Annotated in this window: 17 protein-coding genes; all 17 read right to left on the bottom strand. The window is 64.7% G+C overall.

Features of this window, described 5'->3' with window-relative positions; all coding sequences use genetic code 11:
- Window positions 1-148 precede the first annotated feature (148 nt).
- The 17 genes from Q0R16_RS04280 to Q0R16_RS04200 all read right to left on the bottom strand — a co-directional run bounded on the left by Q0R16_RS04280 (window position 149) and on the right by Q0R16_RS04200 (window position 19,663).
- Window positions 149-1,444: a site-specific integrase gene (locus Q0R16_RS04280; RefSeq protein ID WP_295632425.1), complete on the bottom strand. Its 1,296-nt coding sequence runs from the start codon at window positions 1,442-1,444 to the stop codon at window positions 149-151.
- A gap of 271 nt (window positions 1,445-1,715) precedes the next feature.
- Complete coding sequence (locus Q0R16_RS04275) at window positions 1,716-2,459, bottom strand: glycosyltransferase family 2 protein (RefSeq protein ID WP_295632422.1); 744 nt, start codon at window positions 2,457-2,459, stop codon at window positions 1,716-1,718.
- A gap of 7 nt (window positions 2,460-2,466) precedes the next feature.
- On the bottom strand, window positions 2,467-3,294 hold the full coding sequence (locus tag Q0R16_RS04270; RefSeq protein WP_295632419.1) for a glycosyltransferase family 2 protein: 828 nt from the start codon (window positions 3,292-3,294) through the stop codon (window positions 2,467-2,469).
- An 8-nt stretch (window positions 3,295-3,302) separates the two neighbouring features.
- Entirely contained in the window at window positions 3,303-3,869 is a 567-nt protein-coding gene (locus tag Q0R16_RS04265) for a putative colanic acid biosynthesis acetyltransferase (protein ID WP_295632416.1), read from the bottom strand.
- A gap of 15 nt (window positions 3,870-3,884) precedes the next feature.
- Window positions 3,885-5,030, bottom strand: coding sequence for a glycosyltransferase (locus tag Q0R16_RS04260; protein WP_295632413.1), 1,146 nt, complete (start codon window positions 5,028-5,030; stop codon window positions 3,885-3,887).
- A gap of 3 nt (window positions 5,031-5,033) precedes the next feature.
- Window positions 5,034-6,500 carry a hypothetical protein gene (locus Q0R16_RS04255; protein WP_295632410.1) on the bottom strand — a complete coding sequence of 489 codons (1,467 nt, stop codon included), beginning with the start codon at window positions 6,498-6,500 and terminating at the stop codon, window positions 5,034-5,036.
- A 212-nt stretch (window positions 6,501-6,712) separates the two neighbouring features.
- Complete coding sequence (locus tag Q0R16_RS04250; protein WP_295632407.1) at window positions 6,713-7,867, bottom strand: glycosyltransferase family 4 protein; 1,155 nt, start codon at window positions 7,865-7,867, stop codon at window positions 6,713-6,715.
- Window positions 7,864-9,177 carry a glycosyltransferase gene (locus Q0R16_RS04245; RefSeq protein ID WP_295632404.1) on the bottom strand — a complete coding sequence of 438 codons (1,314 nt, stop codon included), beginning with the start codon at window positions 9,175-9,177 and terminating at the stop codon, window positions 7,864-7,866. The genes Q0R16_RS04250 and Q0R16_RS04245 overlap by 4 nt, the downstream gene beginning before the upstream one ends.
- A 5-nt stretch (window positions 9,178-9,182) precedes the next feature.
- A complete protein-coding gene (locus tag Q0R16_RS04240; RefSeq protein WP_295632400.1) occupies window positions 9,183-10,115 on the bottom strand; it encodes an aldo/keto reductase in 933 nt (310 codons plus the stop codon).
- Window positions 10,112-11,680, bottom strand: coding sequence for a GMC family oxidoreductase (locus Q0R16_RS04235; RefSeq protein WP_295632397.1), 1,569 nt, complete (start codon window positions 11,678-11,680; stop codon window positions 10,112-10,114). The genes Q0R16_RS04240 and Q0R16_RS04235 overlap by 4 nt, the downstream gene beginning before the upstream one ends.
- Window positions 11,677-13,023, bottom strand: coding sequence for a glycosyltransferase (locus Q0R16_RS04230; protein WP_295632394.1), 1,347 nt, complete (start codon window positions 13,021-13,023; stop codon window positions 11,677-11,679). The genes Q0R16_RS04235 and Q0R16_RS04230 overlap by 4 nt, the downstream gene beginning before the upstream one ends.
- Window positions 12,951-14,216: a glycosyltransferase family 4 protein gene (locus Q0R16_RS04225; protein WP_295632391.1), complete on the bottom strand. Its 1,266-nt coding sequence runs from the start codon at window positions 14,214-14,216 to the stop codon at window positions 12,951-12,953. Before Q0R16_RS04225 ends, Q0R16_RS04230 begins: the two co-directional genes overlap by 73 nt.
- Complete coding sequence (locus Q0R16_RS04220; RefSeq protein WP_295632386.1) at window positions 14,213-15,412, bottom strand: acyltransferase; 1,200 nt, start codon at window positions 15,410-15,412, stop codon at window positions 14,213-14,215. The genes Q0R16_RS04225 and Q0R16_RS04220 overlap by 4 nt, the downstream gene beginning before the upstream one ends.
- Window positions 15,409-16,470, bottom strand: coding sequence for a glycosyltransferase (locus Q0R16_RS04215; protein WP_295632383.1), 1,062 nt, complete (start codon window positions 16,468-16,470; stop codon window positions 15,409-15,411). Before Q0R16_RS04215 ends, Q0R16_RS04220 begins: the two co-directional genes overlap by 4 nt.
- A 4-nt stretch (window positions 16,471-16,474) precedes the next feature.
- Complete coding sequence (locus tag Q0R16_RS04210) at window positions 16,475-17,533, bottom strand: glycosyltransferase (protein ID WP_295632380.1); 1,059 nt, start codon at window positions 17,531-17,533, stop codon at window positions 16,475-16,477.
- Complete coding sequence (locus tag Q0R16_RS04205) at window positions 17,523-18,521, bottom strand: glycosyltransferase family A protein (RefSeq protein ID WP_295632377.1); 999 nt, start codon at window positions 18,519-18,521, stop codon at window positions 17,523-17,525. Before Q0R16_RS04205 ends, Q0R16_RS04210 begins: the two co-directional genes overlap by 11 nt.
- On the bottom strand, window positions 18,518-19,663 hold the full coding sequence (locus Q0R16_RS04200; protein ID WP_295632374.1) for a hypothetical protein: 1,146 nt from the start codon (window positions 19,661-19,663) through the stop codon (window positions 18,518-18,520). Before Q0R16_RS04200 ends, Q0R16_RS04205 begins: the two co-directional genes overlap by 4 nt.
- Window positions 19,664-19,737: the final 74 nt, after the last annotated feature.

Raw genomic sequence — 19,737 nt, 5'->3', positions numbered from 1 at the left:
GGCGCATCCTGATCCCATTCCCGCTTAACGGATGTGCCAATCGAAGAGCACCAGCGGTGCATTGGCACATCCGCGAACGTGGATTGCAGGCGCAAACTCGGTTTCGGCGCTTCCGGGCCGGTCGCTTTTTTCCGAATCCGCGCTCGCGCTATTTTTTGGGGCGGCGCGGCTTCACCGCTTGCTTTGCCTTGATGGACTGAACGGTCTTCGCTTTGCTTTCCTCAGCGTCGATCTCGGCATTCATTTCGGCATGCATCGCGTCCCATCCCACGATGCCCATCAGCACGCGATCCGCATGCTTGATGGTGTTCACATGCCCATAATGCTGCTCGATCATCTTGACCGAAGTGCCCATTTGCTGGGCGAGGATATAGACATCCACCCCGGAAGAAAGGCGCAGGGTGGCGTAGGTATGGCGGAAGCAATATGTTGTTCGCGGAATACCGCTCGGACCATCGCGAAGGTCGGTATATTTGAGTAGCACTTCGACGGTATCCCGATACAACCAAACGGCAGGCTTGCCGTTGATGATCGTGAAAACCGCATCATCGGGTTTGGTCGCCTTGGAAAGCGCGCGGACCCGATCCAGATAATCGCCGACACTCTTGGGGGCGATCAGCTTCCGGGTCTTGCCCTTGCCCTGCACATAGATGACCAGAATCTCCTGGCCATCCTTGTCCTTTGCTTCCGAAATGTCCCGCCAGCGCAGGTTCTTCGCTTCGGGCGGGCGCATGCCCGTGTTGCACATAATGAGGACGAAATTGTAGCACATCTGGCGATACCAAGTGCCCTGCGGCGTGGTCGCCTCCCTGATCCACTTGCGGCCTTTGGTGTGTAGTTTCCGATATTCTTCCAACGTGAATTCGTCGCGCCGATTTGATTTCAGTTTCGGCATGCCCTCAAAGCGATGGCTCGCGGGCACATAGCGTTTGCTGATGGCGTAATTCATGATCGCCGCGAACATGGTCATCTCGGCGCGGATGGTGGAATCGCTGATAATGTTGTTGCGGCGGCCTTTGCCATTCTCGCGCCGCCACAAAGGGTAATCCGACCAACGGTCCTGACCGATCAGGTGGACTTGTGTGCTGCCCACATAATTGTTGAGCGGCCCAGCAATCTTGCACTTGATGTTCCCTACACGCGCCTGGCTGACCTCGCCGACACTGGCGCGCCGCTGCTGCGCGTCCGCATATTCGTCCGCGACCTGCAAGAACGAACGGTTGAACACCGCAACATCGTGCTTCACCCGAAATCGGATGTCGGCATATTGATCCAGCGCCGCGTCGCGCGCCGCGTGCCGATCCGCCGTGCGAAGCGAGATTGTCTTGTAGCGATCCTCGTTCTGGATTCGAACCCGACAGTAAAAATTGTCATGGCCGACATCGCCGCGCCGGAAGATGATCAGGCCCGGCTTCAACTGCTCTTTGTCGGTGATGAATTGCATATCCCCGCTTCCCACTGTGCAGAAACTGTGCAGATTGGCGGTGTAAGTGACTGATTTGCCGTACCTGTGTAGGTTCTGTGTGGGTGATTATAGCAAAAAATCTCTTGCAATTATAGTTATTTATTGGAATACCTTCACCCGCTCCAGTTTTCCCGTCAGCGTAGAGCTTGTCTCCGCTGTTGGTGAGTGCGGCGTGAAAACCCTGATTGACCCGTTGGCTTCGCGCGTGGTTCGAATGCGCAGACCCGTGGTCACCAGCGTCTCATCCGGCTCAGCCGAAGAACTGCGGCAACTTGCTCAGGTTCTTGGCGATCAGCGTGGCCAGGCCGCCGACGTGGTTCGTGCGCAGCGCCCGGTAGTCCTCGCGGCTCTTGCGCAAGATCTTGGCGAGCGAAGCATTGCTTTCGCCGCCGACGCGCATTTTGACCAGCACTTCGGGGAGGTAAGCCGAGGTGATCCCGGCCGTGCCGAACCAGCGCAACACAGCGTCGTAATCGGCGGCGATGCGGTAGCTGGTGTCGTAGGCGCCGTGCCTTTCGAACACGTGGCGGCGCACGAACAGCGTGGGGTGCGGCGGCATCCAGCCGCGCGCGAGCCGGGCAGGGGTGGCCACGCCGGCGCGCCAGTGGCGGATCACTTTGGTGGAATCGCTCGCCGAAACGTAATCGAGATCGCCATAGACGGCGTCGACTGCGGGATCGGCGAACAGCGCGGCGATGCGCTCGATCACCTGGGCGTGCGCGAAGAAATCGTCCGAATGGAGCAGGCCGACGACATCGCCGGCCGAGGCGGCGAGGCCCTTGTTGAGTGCATCGTAGATCCCGGCATCGCGCTCGCTGACCACGACCATGCCGGGGTGCCGCCGAGCTTCGACTTGCGCCAGCGTGCCATCGGTAGAGGCGCCGTCGATCACCAGATGCTCGATGTGCGGGTACGTCTGCGCGGAAACGCTGTCGATCGCGCCGCCCACGGTGGCTTCGCGGTTCCATACCGCGGTGACGACCGAGACTTTCACGCCCGATTCAGCCTAGGCGTTCGCGGATCAGCAGGCGGATCGTCTTGAAATACCACACTTTGTAAAAGGCATAGGAAAAACCCTGGTGGCCATCGAGGAACCCGCGCTGGACCACGTAGTCCCAGATGAAATAGGCCCAGGCGTACCACCACTTGTGCAGATTGCGGTACTTGGTGCGCTGGCGGTCGGTCAGCTTGTCCCAGTTTTCAGCCGGCCCTTCGGTCAGCGCGATCACCCGGCTGGCTTCCCACAGGGCGTAATTGCGGTGCCGGTCGATCAGCTTGATCACGCCGCGATCGTCGTGATGGTCGATCCGCGCGCCGATCTTGCCGACCGGGCCGGCGACGATCGCGTGTTCGTGGATCTCCATGTCGAGCGTGGACCAATCGGCCTCCTCGATGCGTTCGTACAGCGCCTTGCCGACGCGGAACAAGGCCAGCTTGCGCTGGGCCACGCCGTGGAGCAGCGGCCGGTGCTGGAAGAAATTGGTGTAGCCGAGCCAGTATCCATCGATGTCGTCGGCCGCGATGGCAGTTTCGAGCTCGGCGATGAAATCGTCGGTCAGGAATTCATCGGCATCGAGGAACAACACCCACGGCGTGGTGGGGGCATGGTTGAGAAGGAACCAGTTGCGCTTTTTGGGATAGTGGCCGTCCCACTGGAAATTGAGATAGGCCGCGCCAGCTTCTTCGGCAATGGCGCGGGTCTTGTCGGTGGAATTGCTGTCGATGACTACCACCTGCTCGAACCGGCCGAGCCGTTCAAGGCAGCCGGGCAGATTGATCTCCTCGTTCTTGACGGGGATCGCGATCGTGACGGGAAGCTTTTGGGCCATTGCATGCATCAGCGGTCGCCTTGCGGCATTGTGCGGTGCGAAACAACCCGCGCCGGATTGCCTGCCACGATTGTTCCGGGCTCGACATCGCGCATCGCCACCGCCCGCGCGCCGACAATGGCATCGGTGCCGACGGTGACGCCGGGGCCGACGAAGCAATCCGCGCAGAGCCACACGTCATCGCCCACGGTGATCGCGGGCTTGAGCAGCGGCATGTCGGGCGCGCGCCAGTCGTGCGAACCTGCGCAGACATGCGCGCCTTGCGAAATGGTCACCCGCGCGCCGATGCGGATCGGCCCGAGCGAATAGAGGATCGCGCGATCGCCCACCGCGCTGTGGTCACCGATCGCAATATTCCACGGCACCGCAATGCGCACGGTAGGGTGAACGTGCACCTCGTTGCCGATCTGCGCCCCGAAAGTGCGGAGCACCATGCGGCGCCAGCCCCATAGCGGGCGCGGTGTCCAGCCGAACAGCGGACCGCGCAAGGCTTCCCACAAGGCCCGGCCGAGCAGTTCCTTGCGGCTCCACTTGCGGGCACGGCGGTTGGCGGCGATGTCGCGGGTGGCGGTCATGTGGGTGCGGGCCAACTAGCGCGTCTGGATTTCGGGAGGGCGCGGGCCGTCGCTGGCCAGCCACTTGTAGACCGCGCACATCTGCTGGCCGATCCGGTCCCAGCCGAAATCGCGCGTCATCCACGCGCGGCCGCGCAGACCCATGGCGCGGCGTTCGGCGGCGGGCAGGGCGGTCGCTTCGCGCAAGGTGGCGAGGAGCGGTTCCTTGCCCTGCTCGATCCACCAGCCGCAGCGTTCTAAGATCAGCCCGCTCCATGGCGCACCGGTGGACACGACCGCCGGAATGCCCGCTGCCAGTGCCTCGGCAACGGCGATGCCGAAATTTTCATTGCGGGTGGGCAGGACGAACAAGTCGGTGGCTTTCAACAGCGTGGTCTTGGCCTCACCGTACAGCGGCCCCGTGAACACGACGTTGGGAATGCCATCCGTGGCGACCCGCGCCTCGAGCTCGCCGCGGTGCCCGCCTTCGTCGGCGCCGGCGATCGCCAGGTCCCAGTCCGGCCGTTCGGCCGCAAGCAACGACCAGGCATCGAGCAGGACCGGCAGGCCCTTCTTGGGATGGATGCGCGACAGGAACAGCAACCGCCGGCGAGGCCGGGCTTCGTCATGATCGGCGAGCACTTCGGGGAGGTCGATACCGTTGGGGATGACGGCGATCGGCGCGGCAATGCCGAAAGCGCGGATTTCGGCGGCTTCCTGATCGCTGGTCGCGTGCCAGGCCGCCGCGCCGGCGTAGGCGCGCCGCTGGAGCAGATGCCAGAATAGCCGCTTCTTCAGGTTGGAATATTCGAGCGCCTCTTTCGCCAGCATCCCACGTGGCGAAACGACCAGGCTGGTCCGGGCATGGGATGCGGCGTTGCCGGCATCGACATTGGGCATCAACCACAAGCCATGCGCGTGGACAACATCCGACCGCTTGGCCTGGCTTGCCGCCGCCCGCCGCAGGCCGGGCGAGAGCCGCAGCGATCCCAACAGCGGTGCCCCGCTGGCGAACTGCGGAAAGGCCTGCAAATCGGGGCGCGCGACGCAGCCGTCGCTCCGCACGGTCATCATCCGGGCGTTACAGCCCGCACGCGTCAGCGCTGCGCAGAGGCTGGGCACCGAATAGGTCGGGCCTCCATCGCGTGGATCGAGCCCGGCAATGACGTGGAGCGCTTCCATCGCTTAGCCAAACGCGGCAATGCGCTTCCTGCGAGATGGTCTGGGGCGCTGGCGCCTTTCCTGCAGCCTGGCCAGTTGCTTGCTCAGCACCGAGAGGATGAACCAGCAGCCGATCAGCGAAAGAACCAACGGCGGAATCACTTTGAGGCTCGACGATTCGAGCAAGTGCGCAGGCATCAGTGCCACGGGCGCCAGCGCTGCACCCAAGGCCAGTTTCGACCCTTTCTGCCCCAGCAACCAGCGATACAGTCCGCCCATGTAAAGGCCCAATGCCGCGATCGCTGCAAACATCAGTGCCGGGCCGAAGTCGATGTAGGCTTCTGCGATGTAACCCATGCTGATCGAAACGCCGAAACCCCACGCCGCAACGTGGATGCCGGTGTATTTGTCGGTGAGCTTGGTATCGTCGATCACCGGCTTGTTCGGAAAGAGCAGGCGCGGGGTGAACGGCGACAACGTTGCAGCGCCCCAGATTTCTCCGCCGCTGAAGGGCTGTGCCACAGGAACACGGTCGAGGATCACGCCGAAGAATTCGAAGTACATCAACCGGCTGACCATGATGTTGGTCGATTCGCCGAACCTTTGCGCGTCCATTTCGCCGATCAGCCGCTGGATCTCGGTGAACTTCTCGATCGTGCCGATCCTGACCGTCTGGTCGTGTGCGCCCTTGCTGGCGTAAGAGCGATAATCGGCCTTGATCCCCGACCACACGATGCCGGTAAACACCAACGCCACGCCCGCAAGCGCCAGCGGGACAAGCGACTTGAAGCTGAGCTTGACGTTGCTCGCGGTCAACCCGACGATCGTGTACAAAAATACGTCGGAAAAGCTGGAAAAATAGCCGCCGACCGATTGCAGGAACTCGAATGCGAAGGCCGTTATCCAGAAAATCCTGCGTTGCCGGGGCTGCGAAAAAGTCGCCACGGTCAGCAGGAAGAATGCAGCCCACCTGAATTGCGAGAGGAACAGCAATGGCTGGTAAAAACCTCGCGACATCGGTGCGACGAACAGGCACACTTGGCTGAAAAGCCACGCCCCAACGTAGACAGCGAACCATGAAGTCAGCGGGTATGCCAGAATATAGGCGCGTATCCGTTGCGAAACGCCCGGCGTTTGCGGGCCGCTGGCGATACGGATGCTGATCGAAAGCACCGCCAGGCTTAGCAGAGTGAGCAGGATGGCCCGTTCGTGCTGGCCTCCATGCTCGGTCCAATGGTCCACCGGAAAGCCCAGCAGGTTGCCGTAGAACAGACCGATCGAAGCCTGAATCCACTGGTAGCCGAAAATCAGCAGAAGAATGGGCGGCTCGCCCGGTCGCCAAAGCAGCCAGAATCCCAGCAGGAGCGTCGCCCACGCCAGCAATGCCAATAGGGTGTTGGGGCCCAGCAGCGAAATCGGCACCAGAACGATCGACGTGAATAGCAAGGGCCCCAGGCTACCGGTGCCGCCCGATGCTGCTGCAAGAGCCACGGTTCGATGCTGATTGGATGTCATATCGGGGAAATCATCGATGGTGGATCACAATTTGCGCAAATGATACGGGCGGCGCTATTGTGCGCCGGCTTCGCCAGCTCACAAACTGCGTGGCAAAGTCTTAGGTCGAACTCTTTGCAAATTCCAGTCGCATTGTTTGCCATCGGCCGCCGTACTTATCGGACCAGGCTTGCTCTGTGCGTATCGGCTCAAGACCGCGGGATCGCCGCAAGCGCGCGCGCAACGCCTTGCGCCGCAGCGTCCAGCGAATAGCGTGTCGATATTTCGGCGACGGCCTGTTTGTCCGGCGATAGGGAAAGCATCGCAGCAAGCCGCTGACCACACGCATCCACGTCGCCAAGCGGGAAGGTCTGCCCTACGCGCGCGTCCGTTGCCAGATCGGGCGCGCTGCCGACTGCGTCCGACAAGACCACCGGGCACCCGCTGGCGAGCGCTTCGTTGGCGACCAGTCCCCAGGTCTCGCGCCCGGTGGACGGCAGCACGAGCACGTCTGCCGCCGCATAAGCACCGGGCATCTCGCTCTGGTTGCAGAACCCCAGCATGTGCAGCGGCACGCCAAGCGCAATGGCCTGTGCGCGTACCTCGGCTTCGAGCGGGCCCGATCCCGCAATCATGGCTTCGACCGGTACGCCGCGCGCGCGCGCCGCCGCGACACCCGCGATGAAGTCGCCAGGTCGCTTGAATTCCAGCAACTTGCCCGCGAACAGCGCGATCCGGGTGTCGGGTGCAATCGCAAACCGGTCGCGCACCGCGGCACGAGCCGCAGGAGTGGCGCGTTCGGCGAACCACGCGGTGTCGATGCAATGCGGCGAATCGAACATCCGAGCCGCTGGATAACCATAATGCCGCCAGTAAGCGCGGTTGCGTTCTCCCACGACCAGCGCCGCATCGAATTGCCGCAGGAACAGCGGGTAAGCCGCGGATTTGACCAACGTTTTCAACGATGATCGCGGCGTGCCGAGCTGGCTGTCGCCCCGCACCATCACCGAGATGCCGGCGCGCTTCGCTACGACGAGCGCCTGGATGAAGCTCTTGAGATACCAACCCAGCAGCAGCACGCCATCGAATCCGCCGCTCCGCAGTCGGTCGCCGATCTCGGGCGTATCGACACCACTGAAACGCCCCAGGCCAGGATTGCTTGCCGTGTTGTCAAGGAACACGTGGTCGTACCCCGACAGCAAATCGACATCCCAGGCAAAGCCCACGCCGAACCCTGCGCGCGCCTGATCCTCGCTGCTGTCGCGGTGCCCGTAGAACACCGTCAGATCGAGCTGCTGCGCCAGCGTGCGGAACAGCGGTGCATAATATTGCACCGGGTGCGAGGCGACGATGGCCAGCTTCATTGCGCCTGGCCCTCAGCACCGCAGCGAGCAGCTTCGAACACGTCAGCGAACCTTTGCGACACCGCATCCGCCGTTACCGCAGCATAAGCCAGCGGGTCGACGGCACCCAGCGATTGCGGCGAAGTGGCCAACCGTTCGAGCGCTAGCGCAATCGCGCGCGGCTGTTCCGCAAGCTCGGCCAGGTCCCCGAAGCCCAGCGCAACCCCGCCGCCGGCTTCGGACAGGATGCGATGCGCGCTGCTGGCTGCATGGAAGATCGACAGGAACGGCCGGCCCGACATCATGCCGGGATAGATCTTCGATGCGGTGTAATGCGGTTCGTCCGATCCCAGCATCAGGATGGCGTGGGCATTGGCCTGCAACGCCAGCGCCTCCAGGTAAGGCACACGCGGGGGGTGTTCCTCGACCATGTCGGCCACGCCCTCGTCCGCCGCGATCGGCATGACGCGGTGCGATGACGGATCGACTGCGGCGCCGGCAGGCTGGTTGCTGGTGCCGACGAACACGAAGCGCACCCGCTTGGCTAGATCGGGATGCTCGGCGCGGAACAGCGCGGCGCCCTTGAATAGCGCGCGCACCACTTCGCCCGCGCGCGGCAGGAAGGTGCCGACGTAGCACAAGTTGAGCATTGCCGGATCGAGCCGGATCGTCGAACTTGCCGGTGGTGCAACGCGCAAGGCATCGAAATCCTCAGGGTCGCCGCCGATCGGTATGCCCGTCATCCGCGTTCCATTGAACCACGGATAGCGCGCCGCCATCTCGGCGTTCTGGGTGTCCGAAACCGACGTGATCCACGCGGCCGGGCGCACTGCGAATGGTTCGAGCGTGCGTGCGAGCAGATGCGCCAGGCCGCCCTTGGACAGCCGCGGCCGGGTCGCACCTTCGGCTGATACCCACGGGTCCTGGAAATCGAGCACCACCGGCACGCCGAAGCGCTTGCGCAAGTGGCGGGTCAGCAGCATCTCGTAGAACGGCCAGCCGGTGATCAGCACCACGTGCGGTTTGAAGCTGGCGCAATGCCGGTCGAGCGCGCGCTTGAGCGGCACCAGCGAGCGCAGCGCCAGATCGCCGATGCCCAGCCAGCGCGTGGCTGAATAGGGCAGCGCGCCCAGCCGCACCACGTCGACATCGGCCGGGACCAGCGCCGCGAGCCCGGGGTCGGGCGGTTCCTTGTGGAAGCGTTCGTCGATCGTCAGGATGCGGGGTTGCCAGCCGTGCGCGGGCAGGTGCTTGGCCAGATGCCGCGCGCGGTGGACGCTGGCGATCGTGCTCGGCGGGAAGTTGAGCGAGACGATCAGGACGCGGTTCATCAGGTTCATTCCGGGACCAGCAGTTCGGCGATGCGCGCGGCACTGGCATCGACCCAGCGCGCCAGCCGGGCATCGTCCAGCTTCGTGACAAGCGCGGTCAGCCGTTCGGGCGTGCTGGCATTGATGAGGAACACCGCCTCGGGCCATGCGCGATGCGCCCAGGCCAGCGCCGCGCTCATCGCGGTGCCGGTGTCGATCGCGTCGAAAGTGCCGAGCAGCGTATCGAGCGTGATCGGGTCCGCCAGCAGGCCATGCGCCAGCCGCGCAAGGTTGAACCCGCGAACTTCGCCGACCGGAGGAAGCGTGGGGATATCAAGGATCGAAACCTGGGCGATGCGGGTTGCAACATCGGCCCCCGCGAGCATCGGCAAGACGTTGGCCAGCTCGCCCGAGTGCCCGAACTTGCCGATCACGCCCCGGCTTTGCAGCTCCGAAAGGCCATCGATGACGGCGCCGCGCCGCGCGCGCACAACTGCTTCGTGAGTCAGCAGCGCGCCAAGCCGTTCGACCCGCAGTGCCCGAAGGCTGCGTTCGGCGGCTTGAGCCGGCGTTCTCGGATCGGCATCGGGATGTTCGGAAGGCTCGGTCATCGGGCTGGCCCCGCCTTGCGCGGCAACGAATCCGGGGGCACCCGCAGCCTCTGCCTTCCCGGTCAGCCGCCGCGCCAGCCGCACCGGTTCGCGCAACCACGCCTTGATGGCGCCGTGCCGGGTGGGCAGGATCCCGAACTTGGTGGTGATATCGATGGTCGGGTCCGATCGGCGCGGTCCCAGCGCGTCGCCCAACATCCGTTCGGCCGTGCCCAGGCCATAGCTCGGCGCAACGTCGAAGCGGGTCAGCCCCAGATCGAGCGCGCAGTGCACCAGCCGTTCGGACCGCGTGCGCGAACTGCCCGCAGTCAGGTTGTGGCATCCGAACGACAAGTACCGAAGGTTCATCGCTTTTGCCCGGCCAGATGATCGGCCAGCCGGTCGGCCAGCGCGACCGCGGTCAGCGTCGGGTTGGCATAACCGAGCCGGGGAAAGGTCGCGGCGCCACAGCAATAGAGGTTGCGCGTGCCGAACACCGCGAGATCGGTATCGACGACACCGTCCCGCGCGTTGCTTGCCATGCGGGCTCCGCCGGCGTGGTGCAGGCCATCGTCGGCAGCGGCGGCAAAGGCGGTCGGATCGGACAACAGCAGCGGATCGATCGCGACCGTCGCCGCGCCGCTCGCTTGCGCCCATTGCGCGAATTGCCGGGCCTTGGCCAGGAACGCATGGCCTTCCTCGTCACCCTTGATCCAGTTGATTCGCGCGCGCGGCACACCGCGATGATCGAGACTGTCGGACAACGTGATGCGGCTGTCTCGGCGCACCGGCTGTTCGAGCGATACGCGCAGTGTGCTGGCCCCGCGCAACGTAGTTGCAAGCCGCTTGTGCCGCAGATAACGCCACGCCAGCGGCAGCGTTTCGTGGGCAGCCCCGCCGATGGCGCGTGCGAAATCGCCGAGCGACCCTTTCGACGATCGCGGCTTCAGCCCCGCAATCAACATCCGCAATTCGGCGATCGAATTGCGGATCTGTCCCGGCAACGTCAGCATGCCGACGGCCGAAAGCGGCCGGGCGCCGGGATCATCGCCCGATGGCGCCTGCATGAAGGTCTTGCAGCTATAGCGCGTGCCCGAAACCACGGCGGGATCGAACACATCGAGGATCAGCCGCTTGTCGCGCGCGGTCACCGTAGCGACGGCGGCTTCGAGATGTTCGGTGAACCCCCGCCCGAGCCAGTCGAGCCCGGCCCAGGGCGCGCGACCTTGAGCCAGCGGTTGCTGCAACAGGCGAACGATTTCGATCGTGCCGCCTGCCAGAATCACAGGCGACCCCGCGAGCCGAACGACGCTGCCATCGGCCAGGCGAAGGCAAACACCGGTGGCCGTGCCAGTGGCGTCGACGTCGATGCCATCGACGAAAGCCCCGTGCGCCAGGGTGATCAGCGCGGACGTTTCAAGGCCGGTCCACAACGCTTTGGGCAGCTTGGGCGTGCGCAGCCAGGCAGTCGTCACGAGATCGAGACCCGATCGGGCAAGGCTCGCCCGCGCGGTGCCGAAGGTCGATCCGGGGGCGACATCGAGCGGGATTGCCTGCCCGAGCAGCGCGGTGGCCGCACCAGCCCGTGCGGTGATCTCGGCAAGATCGATCGGCCAGCCTGCGGGCGCTTCACCGGTCGGACCGGTTTCGCTGGCGTGTGGCAAGGCAAGCTGTCCGCCCCACAAGTTGACCCCGCCGCCGATCTGCCGGGTGCGCCCGTCGATCGCGCCACGCAGCGCGAACGCGGTATCGTCGGTGGCAAGGTCATCGGCCAGATCAGCGGCGGGCAGCATCGAGCCCGCTTCGAGCACGCAGCTGGCCATGTCCCGCGCGGCCAGCGCGCGGGCCAGCGCGATCCCCACCGGACCACTGCCGACGATGATCGCACCGCGGCTGGCCTGTTCGGCCGACAGCTCGGAAGCAGGAAGGATCAACGGCGGTCCATGGGTATGTCGCAAGCTATCGGGAGAGGTTCGTGTAAGTGGTCCAGGTGCTTCTCGATGAGACGCACCAGCGTTTGCGCATCTGTCTCCCAGCAGTACCGGGTCTGGCCGAGGTTCCATGCCTCTTCGCGAGCCGCCTGCAAGGCCCTGGGGTCGGATAGCCACTCGTCGATCCGGTCAGCGAGAGCCGCTGCATCGCCAGCGGCAAAAAGCTTGATGGATTGGCCCAGCTCGGGCGCAATCGCACGGTGCGCCGCGATATCGGACGCCAGAACGGCAAGGCCGCTGCTGAGGTAACTGAACAGCTTGTTGGTGAGTGCAATCTGGCGGTTTTGCGTTACCGCGAGTTCGCCAACGTAGCCGATGTCATAAAATGCTCCGTCGCGTTCGAGCCGATCCGGTTCGATCGGGTCAAGCAGGTGCACCCGATCGGCAACGCCAAGCCGCGCCGCCAAGCCTGAAAGGCATGCAGCGTAATCCGCGCTCGGCGTCCCGCGCAAATGGAGGTGCGGTTTCGTGCGACTGCGTGCAATCGCCTCGATCGCGGCTTCGATACCGCGGCCTGGGCCAAGTGTCTGCGAGAACCAATAGACGCCCGCAGTCGCCGTTGCTCCGCCGGACCCCGGTATCGGGGCAGCCAAAGATCTGGCGAAAGTGTTGAGAACAACGGTGGGCCGGGCAATGCTGTAGGCGTTGGCATAGGCATCGGCGATGCCGGGCGAAGCGGCGGTTACATAAGCAGCGTCTGGCAGGTAACGCCGCTCGATCGCGCGGATGACTTGCATCTCGGTCATGTCGCCGGCTTCAATGGGCCATTCGCCGGTGTGGAAATCCTCTGCATCGAAGGCAAAGCATGCGTTTGCCTGGTGCGCCGCGCGTGCAGCGGCCGGAAGTGCGGGTGGATAATGCGCGATGTAAAGGTCGGCCTGCTCGCGCCTTGCGGCCTTGGCCAGGCGGCGGGTCATCGGGCTGAGCGCGCGATCGGCAAACGTGTGCGCGCGAAACATCCCGAATAGACGGGCAGCGACCACTTGCAACAAGCGATCGATCCGCCAGCTCAGGTCCTGGCCGAACGCGATTCGCTGCACCTCGAATCCAGCGGTGCCCATGACTGCCTGGTCCCGGCTCTCGACTGCTGCAAGCACCCTGGTGCAGATGACCACGACGGCATGCCCCGCCGCTGCAAGAGCGTTTGCCTCCTTGACCACGCGCGGGTTGGACCCGAGCTGGCCTGGGGTGATGATGCAGATCCGGGCCAAGGTTAAGCCAATCGCCCCTGCCGCGCGAGTTCGCCGCTGATCGTGTCGTAGAGCCTGGCGCGGTAATCGGACCATTGCCAGCCGCGCGCGGTTTCGAGCGCGGCCTCGGCCATCGGCGCCAGCTTGGCGCGGTTGTCGAGGCACCAGCGCAGCGATTGCGCGATCGCAGCGGGATCGCCGGCCGGAATCACCAGCCCGTTTTCGCCATGGCGGACCAGGTCGCTGGCTCCGGCCTGATCGGTAGTGATCACCGGCAGCCCGCGCGAAAAGGCCTCGGTCACGACCATGCCGAAGCCGTCGGACAGCGTCGGGAACATCAGCACATCAGCCGTATCGAACGCCGCGAACAGTGTGTCGCGCACCACCGAGCCGTGGAAGGTCACGCCCGCGGGCGCCGGCTTCCAGATCCGATCGGGCACCGTCACGCTGCCATAGACGTCGAGCACAGCGTCGGTTCCGGCGCCCAGCGTGCGCCATGCGTCGACCAGCAAGTGCGCGCCCTTGCGGATCGAGAAAGTCCCGGCCCAGATCACCCGCAGCGGGCGACTGCCTGCAGCCTTGGTGGGCACTTGCGCCAGCGGCACCGGCGCGCCGCAGTTGACCGCGAACGTGCGGTCCGGGTCTGCCCCCCAGGCGATGTGCGAGGCGCGGGTCACGCTCGAATTGGTGATGATGATGTCGGCGGCGTGCATTTCGGCATCGCGCCGCGCTTGCCGGCGTTCGAACACGCTCTCGAAATAGCCGTCGTTTTCGTCCGTCAGTTCGGGATAGGCGGTCTTTTGCGCGCGCTGCAATTCCTGGAACTGCCGGCTGTTAAGCGACGGAAAATCGAGAATTTTCGCCGCTCCGGCTCGATCGGCAGCGGCAAAGGCTTCGAGCGCGGTGAATTCGTAAGCATAGATCGCATCGCCGCCCTTGCGCAGCCGCCGGCCCGCAGCGCGGGTGTAGTCGAACGACAGCCGTTCCCAGATCCTGTCGACCTGCTGGCGATCCATTCCCAGCCGGTCCGCCGCGGTCCGCGCCAGTTCCCAGAACGGCCGCGTTTCCACCATGTCTTCGGGCAAGGCGCTGATGCCGCGACGTTGAAGCTCTGCCAGCAGCTTGGCGGCCTGCGCCCCGGGGAGCGCGGCGAGGGTGCGTCCTGCGAGCCCGCCCGGCTTGAACGCGAAAGTGGTGAACAGGGCCTCGAGCGCGCCGCGTTCGTGAAAGCTCAGCGCCACTTGCTGCCCGAAGATGCCCGTCGACGGGAACGCAACGACGGCCTTCATCGCTGGTCCGACCGGGGGTCGATCGCCTGTCTATCTCCGCGCCGGACGAGGCGGTGGAGGATCATCCCGGTCTCGCGTTCGAGCCAAGGGCAAAACAGCAGGATGAAGATCGGCAGCCCCATAAACAGCGCGATCAGGCCTGGGATCATCATACCGTTGTCGCCAAGCAGGGTGCTGGCCGCAAGCAACAGCGGGTAATGCAGCAGGTAAAGCGCGTAGCTGCCGTGGCCGACGCGTCCGAACAGCAATACGAAGGCACGTCGCGCTGCTCGCAGAATCGCCAACTGGTCCCATCGCCCCCAGATCGCAGCCAGCGCGAACAGCAGCGCGATCACCGTGCCCGAGAGTGCGTCGGTCAGCGTTGCCGAGGTCAGGCCGAACTCGCGCAGGACGATGAAGCCAAGGCCGGTCAGCACCGCCGGCACCGCAACCAGCACGACCGCGCGGCGCGATCGTTCGAGACCGACCGCGACATAGCCCGCCAGCCACACGATCCACAGGCCCAGGAAGTTGGAGAACGGCGACGGCGCAAACTTGTTGGCCACGAGGCTTGCGATCAGCCCCGCCATGCCCATCGCCAGCAACTGCCCGCGGGGGCCAAGCCCAAGCACCGGCCGGGGCCGCACCACCCGGAGAACGACCGGCAGGATGCAGTAGAAAAATACTTCATATGACAGCGACCAGTAAGGGCCGTTGCGTCCGAACGGTTCGAACCAGTAGCCTTTGGCTTCGAGCGAGGTTTGCAGGAACACCGCGTTGCCCAGCAGCGTCCGCAGCGCGAATGCGGGCCCGTTGTACCCGTAGATCAACCCCAGTGCAGCGGCCCACGCGAGCGAAAAGGCGTAAAGCGGCACGATCCGCGCCACCCGGCGAAAGGCATAGGCGCTTATGGCAGCGCGCGTGACAGGCGGATTGTTGCGCGTCGCGAGCCCGATCGCATAGCCCGACAGCACGAAGAAGGTCAGCACCGCCAGCTTGTTCCGGGCCTGGACAAAGTCGAGCAGTCGGTAAGCCGGCGCGGGCAGGTAAGCGATGCAGGCGCCGTGAAAGATGACGAACAGGTGATGCGCGACCACCACCAGCGCCACGAACCCGCGCAATGCGTCGAGTTCGGGAATACGCCTGCTCGCGCGCTTGGCCGCAAGCGGCGGGGAAACCGATGCGGCTGGCTGCGAACTGGCGTGCAGGGTGATCACGTGTTCGCTTGGGCCGACGCAGACCGCCGCGCGATCGCAGCGCGGTAGACCGCGAGATATCCTTCGGCGAGCCCGTCCTGGCCATAGCGTGCCTCGGCATCGGCGCGGCAGGCCGCGCGCGAAAGTTCGGGAATGCGGGCCACGCAGGCGATCAGGTCGTCCAGCGTATCGCGCACGAACCCGGTCTGGCCGTCGATCACCACTTCGGGCACGGCGCCGCGATTGAGCCCCAGCACGGGCGTGCCGCAGGCGAGCGCCTCGGCCATCACGATCCCGAACGGTTCATCCCACAGGATCGGCATCAGGAACGCGGCCGCCTCGCCCAGCAGCACGTCCTTCTGTGCATCGTCGACCGGCCCGATGTAGCGCACTTGCTCGCCATCGACGTGCGGCAGCACGTGCGCCTCGACCCAGCCGCGCTTTTCCTCGGGAATGTTGCCCGCGATGATCAGCCGGCGTCCGGTGGCGCGCGCCATTGCGATCGCGAGGTGTGGGCCCTTGGTTTCCTCCAACCGCCCCAGGAATACCAGCGGTGCGCCCTCGACGACCTTCGGCTGAAAGGTGTAAGTCTTCATCGACACCGCATTGGGCACCATGGTCCAGCGTCCGATGCGACGAACGTCCTGCATCATCCAATCGCTGATCGCGGTGAATTCGAGGCTCCCGCGCGACAGGTGGTGGCCCATGCTGACGGTCCGCGGGCTGATCGCTCGCTGGTATGTCATCACCTTGGGCAAATTGCGCGGCAGGATCGCGGTCAGGTAGGCGATCCGCGAGAAGCTGTGGACCACGTCGAAACGGTTCCGCCCGACGTGCGCCGCCAGCGTCAGCGCATTGCGCAGCGTATCGGCCTTGCACAAGCTGCTCGCGCCGGGCCATGCCACCAGTTTGCCCGCAGATTGGCTCTCCGGATGCGCGAACAGCGTCACTTCGTGCCCGCGCGCGACCAGTTGCCGCGCCAGCAGGTCGATGATCCGCTCGATCCCGCCATAAAGCAGCGGCGGCACCGGCAATTCGGGATCGGCGGTGAGCGCGATCTTGAGCGGTTGGCTGGTCATGCGCTCAGCAAGCCAGGGCATCGGCGCGGCCGGCGAGCGACTGCGTGAGCGGCGCATTGACCAGAAAATCCATCGCTTCGGCCATCGGGCCTGGGGGCGATAGTTTCACCAGCGAACCGGAACGCCGCACTGCCGTCAGAATGCCGCGCGCCAAGGCAATCCGCGGTGCCTGCCACAGCAACGCTCGCGCTTGCGGCGTCGCCAGCCCGGCGAGGACCAGCCCCACCGCTTGCGGCGAGGTGGGACGGTCGATTTCCTGCCATAGCGTTCGGGCCAGTTCCTTGCGCGCCTGCGGGCTCTGGAGCGCCGCAAAGCAGCTTCCAGTCAGGAGTTGCTGGTAATGGCTCCACCGTCGGCCAGTCGTATCGCGCGCGGTCTTGATGGTTTCGGCATAGTTGGTGAGCGGAGCGCCGTTCAGGAGGATGGTATCGAGCATGGTCCGGTCGCGGAAATGTTCGGTTACGTCGACCGGGATCGAGCCCGGCACGGCCATCGGATGGCTCCGCTTGACCCGGATCAGCGCGGAACTGTTGCAGTAAGTTGCGCCGCCACACAAAGACTCGAGCGAATAGCTGTGTTCGCGCAGGTCCAAAAACGGCCAGATCGTACGGCCGGTGTCGGTCCAGCCGCCATCGGGTTCTTCACGCCAGATCCGTTCGTTGCCGACAATGGCCATTGCGCCCGGGTGGCTTTCGAGCACGCCGACATGGCTTTGCAGGAACGCAGGCTCCCACCAATTGTCGTCCTCGAGCAGCGCGGTATAATCCGCAGCCGTTTCCTCGAAAACCAGCCCAAAGCTTCCGGTTGCGCCGCGCTTGATCACGGGTTCGAACAACGCTGCGCGCGGATCTGCCGCAGCCGCGACGATTTGTCCGACTTCCGGATCGTTGGGATCGTCGTTGACCACATGAACGCGCACGTTCCGATGGGTTTGTGCCAGCACGCTGGCCAGCGACCGGCGCAGCATCGCGTGCCGGCGATACGTCACCAGATAAACGGTAACGAGCGGTGCTTCAGCGGTTTCGGGGGTGCCGGCGGTGCCTGGCGCCATTTTATCCGTCATGGCGAATGTGCTGCACGGGGTGGCGCGCAGCGCGGTTCATGCCGATGCGTTCGGCCAGTGTCTGGACCCGTTTGGCGGCCCGCCAGCCGATCCATTTCCTGAGCTTGTGAAACCCCGGTGGACCGACCGGTTGCAGATCGCTCTCGCCCAATTCGCGCATCCGTGCAGCAAGTTTGCGGCGAAGGTCGGGGAAGGCCGGATAGAAGGTATAGTCGAAGTTCTTGAGCATATTGGCCGAAAGTCGTCGCGTGGTGGCATCGCTTCGCGCGGCAAGAACATGGCTGGTGCCAAGGAACAGCGCCAGACACGCGGATTCCGCAGCCTTGCGCGACGTTTGGGCCGAAAGCCCGCTGGCATGGCCAGACCGATAGAACAAGCGTGCTTCGGGCGCAAAACGCACGCCCGCGCAGGTGGTGAGAAGCCGTGCGAAAAACTCGAAATCATCGATCAGGGTCAGGCGTTCATCCCATCCACCCACCTCGTGGAGCAAGGTTCGCGGGATCAGGAATGTGCCGCATTGCGTCATCGGGGCGCCGGTCGACCACTCGCCACACAGCCAGTCGATGCCAGATGCATTATGGTATCCTTGCCGCTCGGGAAACGCGGCTTCGGCTTTCGCATCGGTGAAGCGGTCCCACTGGCCCATCGCGACTGCGCGACTGCCCGGTTCGAGGCGCTCCATCAAGGCTGCAACATGACCTTCGTCGATCAGATCGTCGGCATCGAGGAACATGACGAATTCCCCGGCCGCGCGCGCCAAGGCGGCGTTTCGCGCGGCAGCGGCGCTACCCTTCGCTTGGCTGACCAGCGCCACACCGCGATCGGCAAAAGCCGCAACTACACCCGCCGACCCATCGGTCGAACCGTCATCGACCACGATCACCTCGATCGGCGTGTAAGTCTGCGCCAGCACGCTTTCGATCGCAGCGCCCACGTAAGGCGCCGCGTTGAAGCATGGGATCAGCACCGAGACCAGTGGCGCGGTCATGCCAGCGCTGCCTCCACAAAGTAGCGTGCGACGCATTCGGGGGCCAGCAGTTCGTCGAACGCGGCCTGGTTGTGCGCCATGATGCGGGTGCGTTCGGCATCGTCGATTGCGGCCAGCGCTGCGGGCAGGTCCTGCCAATCGGCGTGGTCGTTCCAGCCGATCACGAAGCGGTCCATGTCGAACCACGGCTCCAGGAACAGGCGGTCGGCGTGGATCGGCAGGCCCCACATCAGCGCCACTGTCATGATATTGCGCCAGCCCCAGTGGAAACCGCTGGCGAACACGCCTAGCCGGCTGGCCGCCAGCATCGCCTCGTAGTTGTCGACCGGGCCGGTGGTGATCGGGAAATCGGCCTTGTCCAGCGGCGCGGCATCGCTGCCGTCCCAGTGCGAAGGCTCGGCCCAGTTGAGGCGCGAATGGATGTCGTTCCCACTGGCAGCCATGGCTTGCAAACGACGATGCAGCGCCTCGCGGTGGCGCGGCCAGCCCCACAGCGTGTCGAGCAGCACCACGTCGTGCGCTGGGGGCGTGTTGCGGCGGCCGAGCAGGTCGGCGTAGCGATGCTCGAAATCCTCGAGCACGAAGCGCCATTCGTGGTTCCGGCCCAGCGCGCGCGCGGCCTTGTCGTGGGCGTTGCGCAACTTGCGCGCGAGCGGGCCGATCGGCTGCTTGCGGTCAAGATCGGGCCCGATCGGAACGAACGGACGCACCCGATCGAAGTGATCGCCGAAGTTCGCAATCAGGAAATCGGCGCGCTGGCGGTAGAACGCGGTCTCGTGCGGTTCGAGCCAGGGGTATGGCGGCTCGAACGTCTTGTCGCGGAAGAACGCGCCGTTGTAGCCCGCGCAGAAATAGCGATCGGCATGCGGCATCATGTTGGCCATGCAGAAGAACGAATCTTCGCTGTCGACGATCGCGCGGGTGGTGCGGCCCCGGTTGCTGTCATTGTCGCTGACCGCGATGGCGCTGGTGTGGCGGTGCTCGTGCGCGGCCACGGCCGGATCGAAGCCCGCGCCGGTGCATTCCGCAAGGCTGGCCTCGCGATAGACGATCTCGCCCGCGCGGTGCAGCCGCATCAGCCCGAAGCGCAGCCAGTAGTTGCGGTTTTCGTGCGGGTTCTTGAACCAGGTAACCGCGATCAAGCCGCGATCTCCTTTTCGAAGCACGACAGCGCGCGCGCGACGGCCTGGTCCATGTTGTAATAATTGTAGTCCGC

The organism is Novosphingobium sp. (assembly GCF_025351285.1).
Classification (GTDB): domain Bacteria; phylum Pseudomonadota; class Alphaproteobacteria; order Sphingomonadales; family Sphingomonadaceae; genus Novosphingobium.
The sequence above is the reverse complement of the archived record's forward strand: the minus strand, read 5'-3'. Positions and strand labels throughout refer to the sequence as shown.

Coding starts and splice junctions, on each gene's coding strand:
- Q0R16_RS04240 (WP_295632400.1), bottom strand. CDS start 10,115: ATGAACCTTCGGTACTTGTCGTTCGGATGCCACAACCTGACTGCGGGC.
- Q0R16_RS04215 (WP_295632383.1), bottom strand. CDS start 16,470: ATGACCAGCCAACCGCTCAAGATCGCGCTCACCGCCGATCCCGAATTG.
- Q0R16_RS04210 (WP_295632380.1), bottom strand. CDS start 17,533: ATGACGGATAAAATGGCGCCAGGCACCGCCGGCACCCCCGAAACCGCT.
- Q0R16_RS04230 (WP_295632394.1), bottom strand. CDS start 13,023: ATGGTCCGATTACCGCGCCAGGCTCTACGACACGATCAGCGGCGAACT.
- Q0R16_RS04260 (WP_295632413.1), bottom strand. CDS start 5,030: ATGGAAGCGCTCCACGTCATTGCCGGGCTCGATCCACGCGATGGAGGC.
- Q0R16_RS04270 (WP_295632419.1), bottom strand. CDS start 3,294: ATGGCCCAAAAGCTTCCCGTCACGATCGCGATCCCCGTCAAGAACGAG.
- Q0R16_RS04225 (WP_295632391.1), bottom strand. CDS start 14,216: ATGAAGGCCGTCGTTGCGTTCCCGTCGACGGGCATCTTCGGGCAGCAA.
- Q0R16_RS04280 (WP_295632425.1), bottom strand. CDS start 1,444: ATGCAATTCATCACCGACAAAGAGCAGTTGAAGCCGGGCCTGATCATC.
- Q0R16_RS04205 (WP_295632377.1), bottom strand. CDS start 18,521: ATGACCGCGCCACTGGTCTCGGTGCTGATCCCATGCTTCAACGCGGCG.
- Q0R16_RS04245 (WP_295632404.1), bottom strand. CDS start 9,177: ATGAACCGCGTCCTGATCGTCTCGCTCAACTTCCCGCCGAGCACGATC.
- Q0R16_RS04265 (WP_295632416.1), bottom strand. CDS start 3,869: ATGACCGCCACCCGCGACATCGCCGCCAACCGCCGTGCCCGCAAGTGG.
- Q0R16_RS04250 (WP_295632407.1), bottom strand. CDS start 7,867: ATGAAGCTGGCCATCGTCGCCTCGCACCCGGTGCAATATTATGCACCG.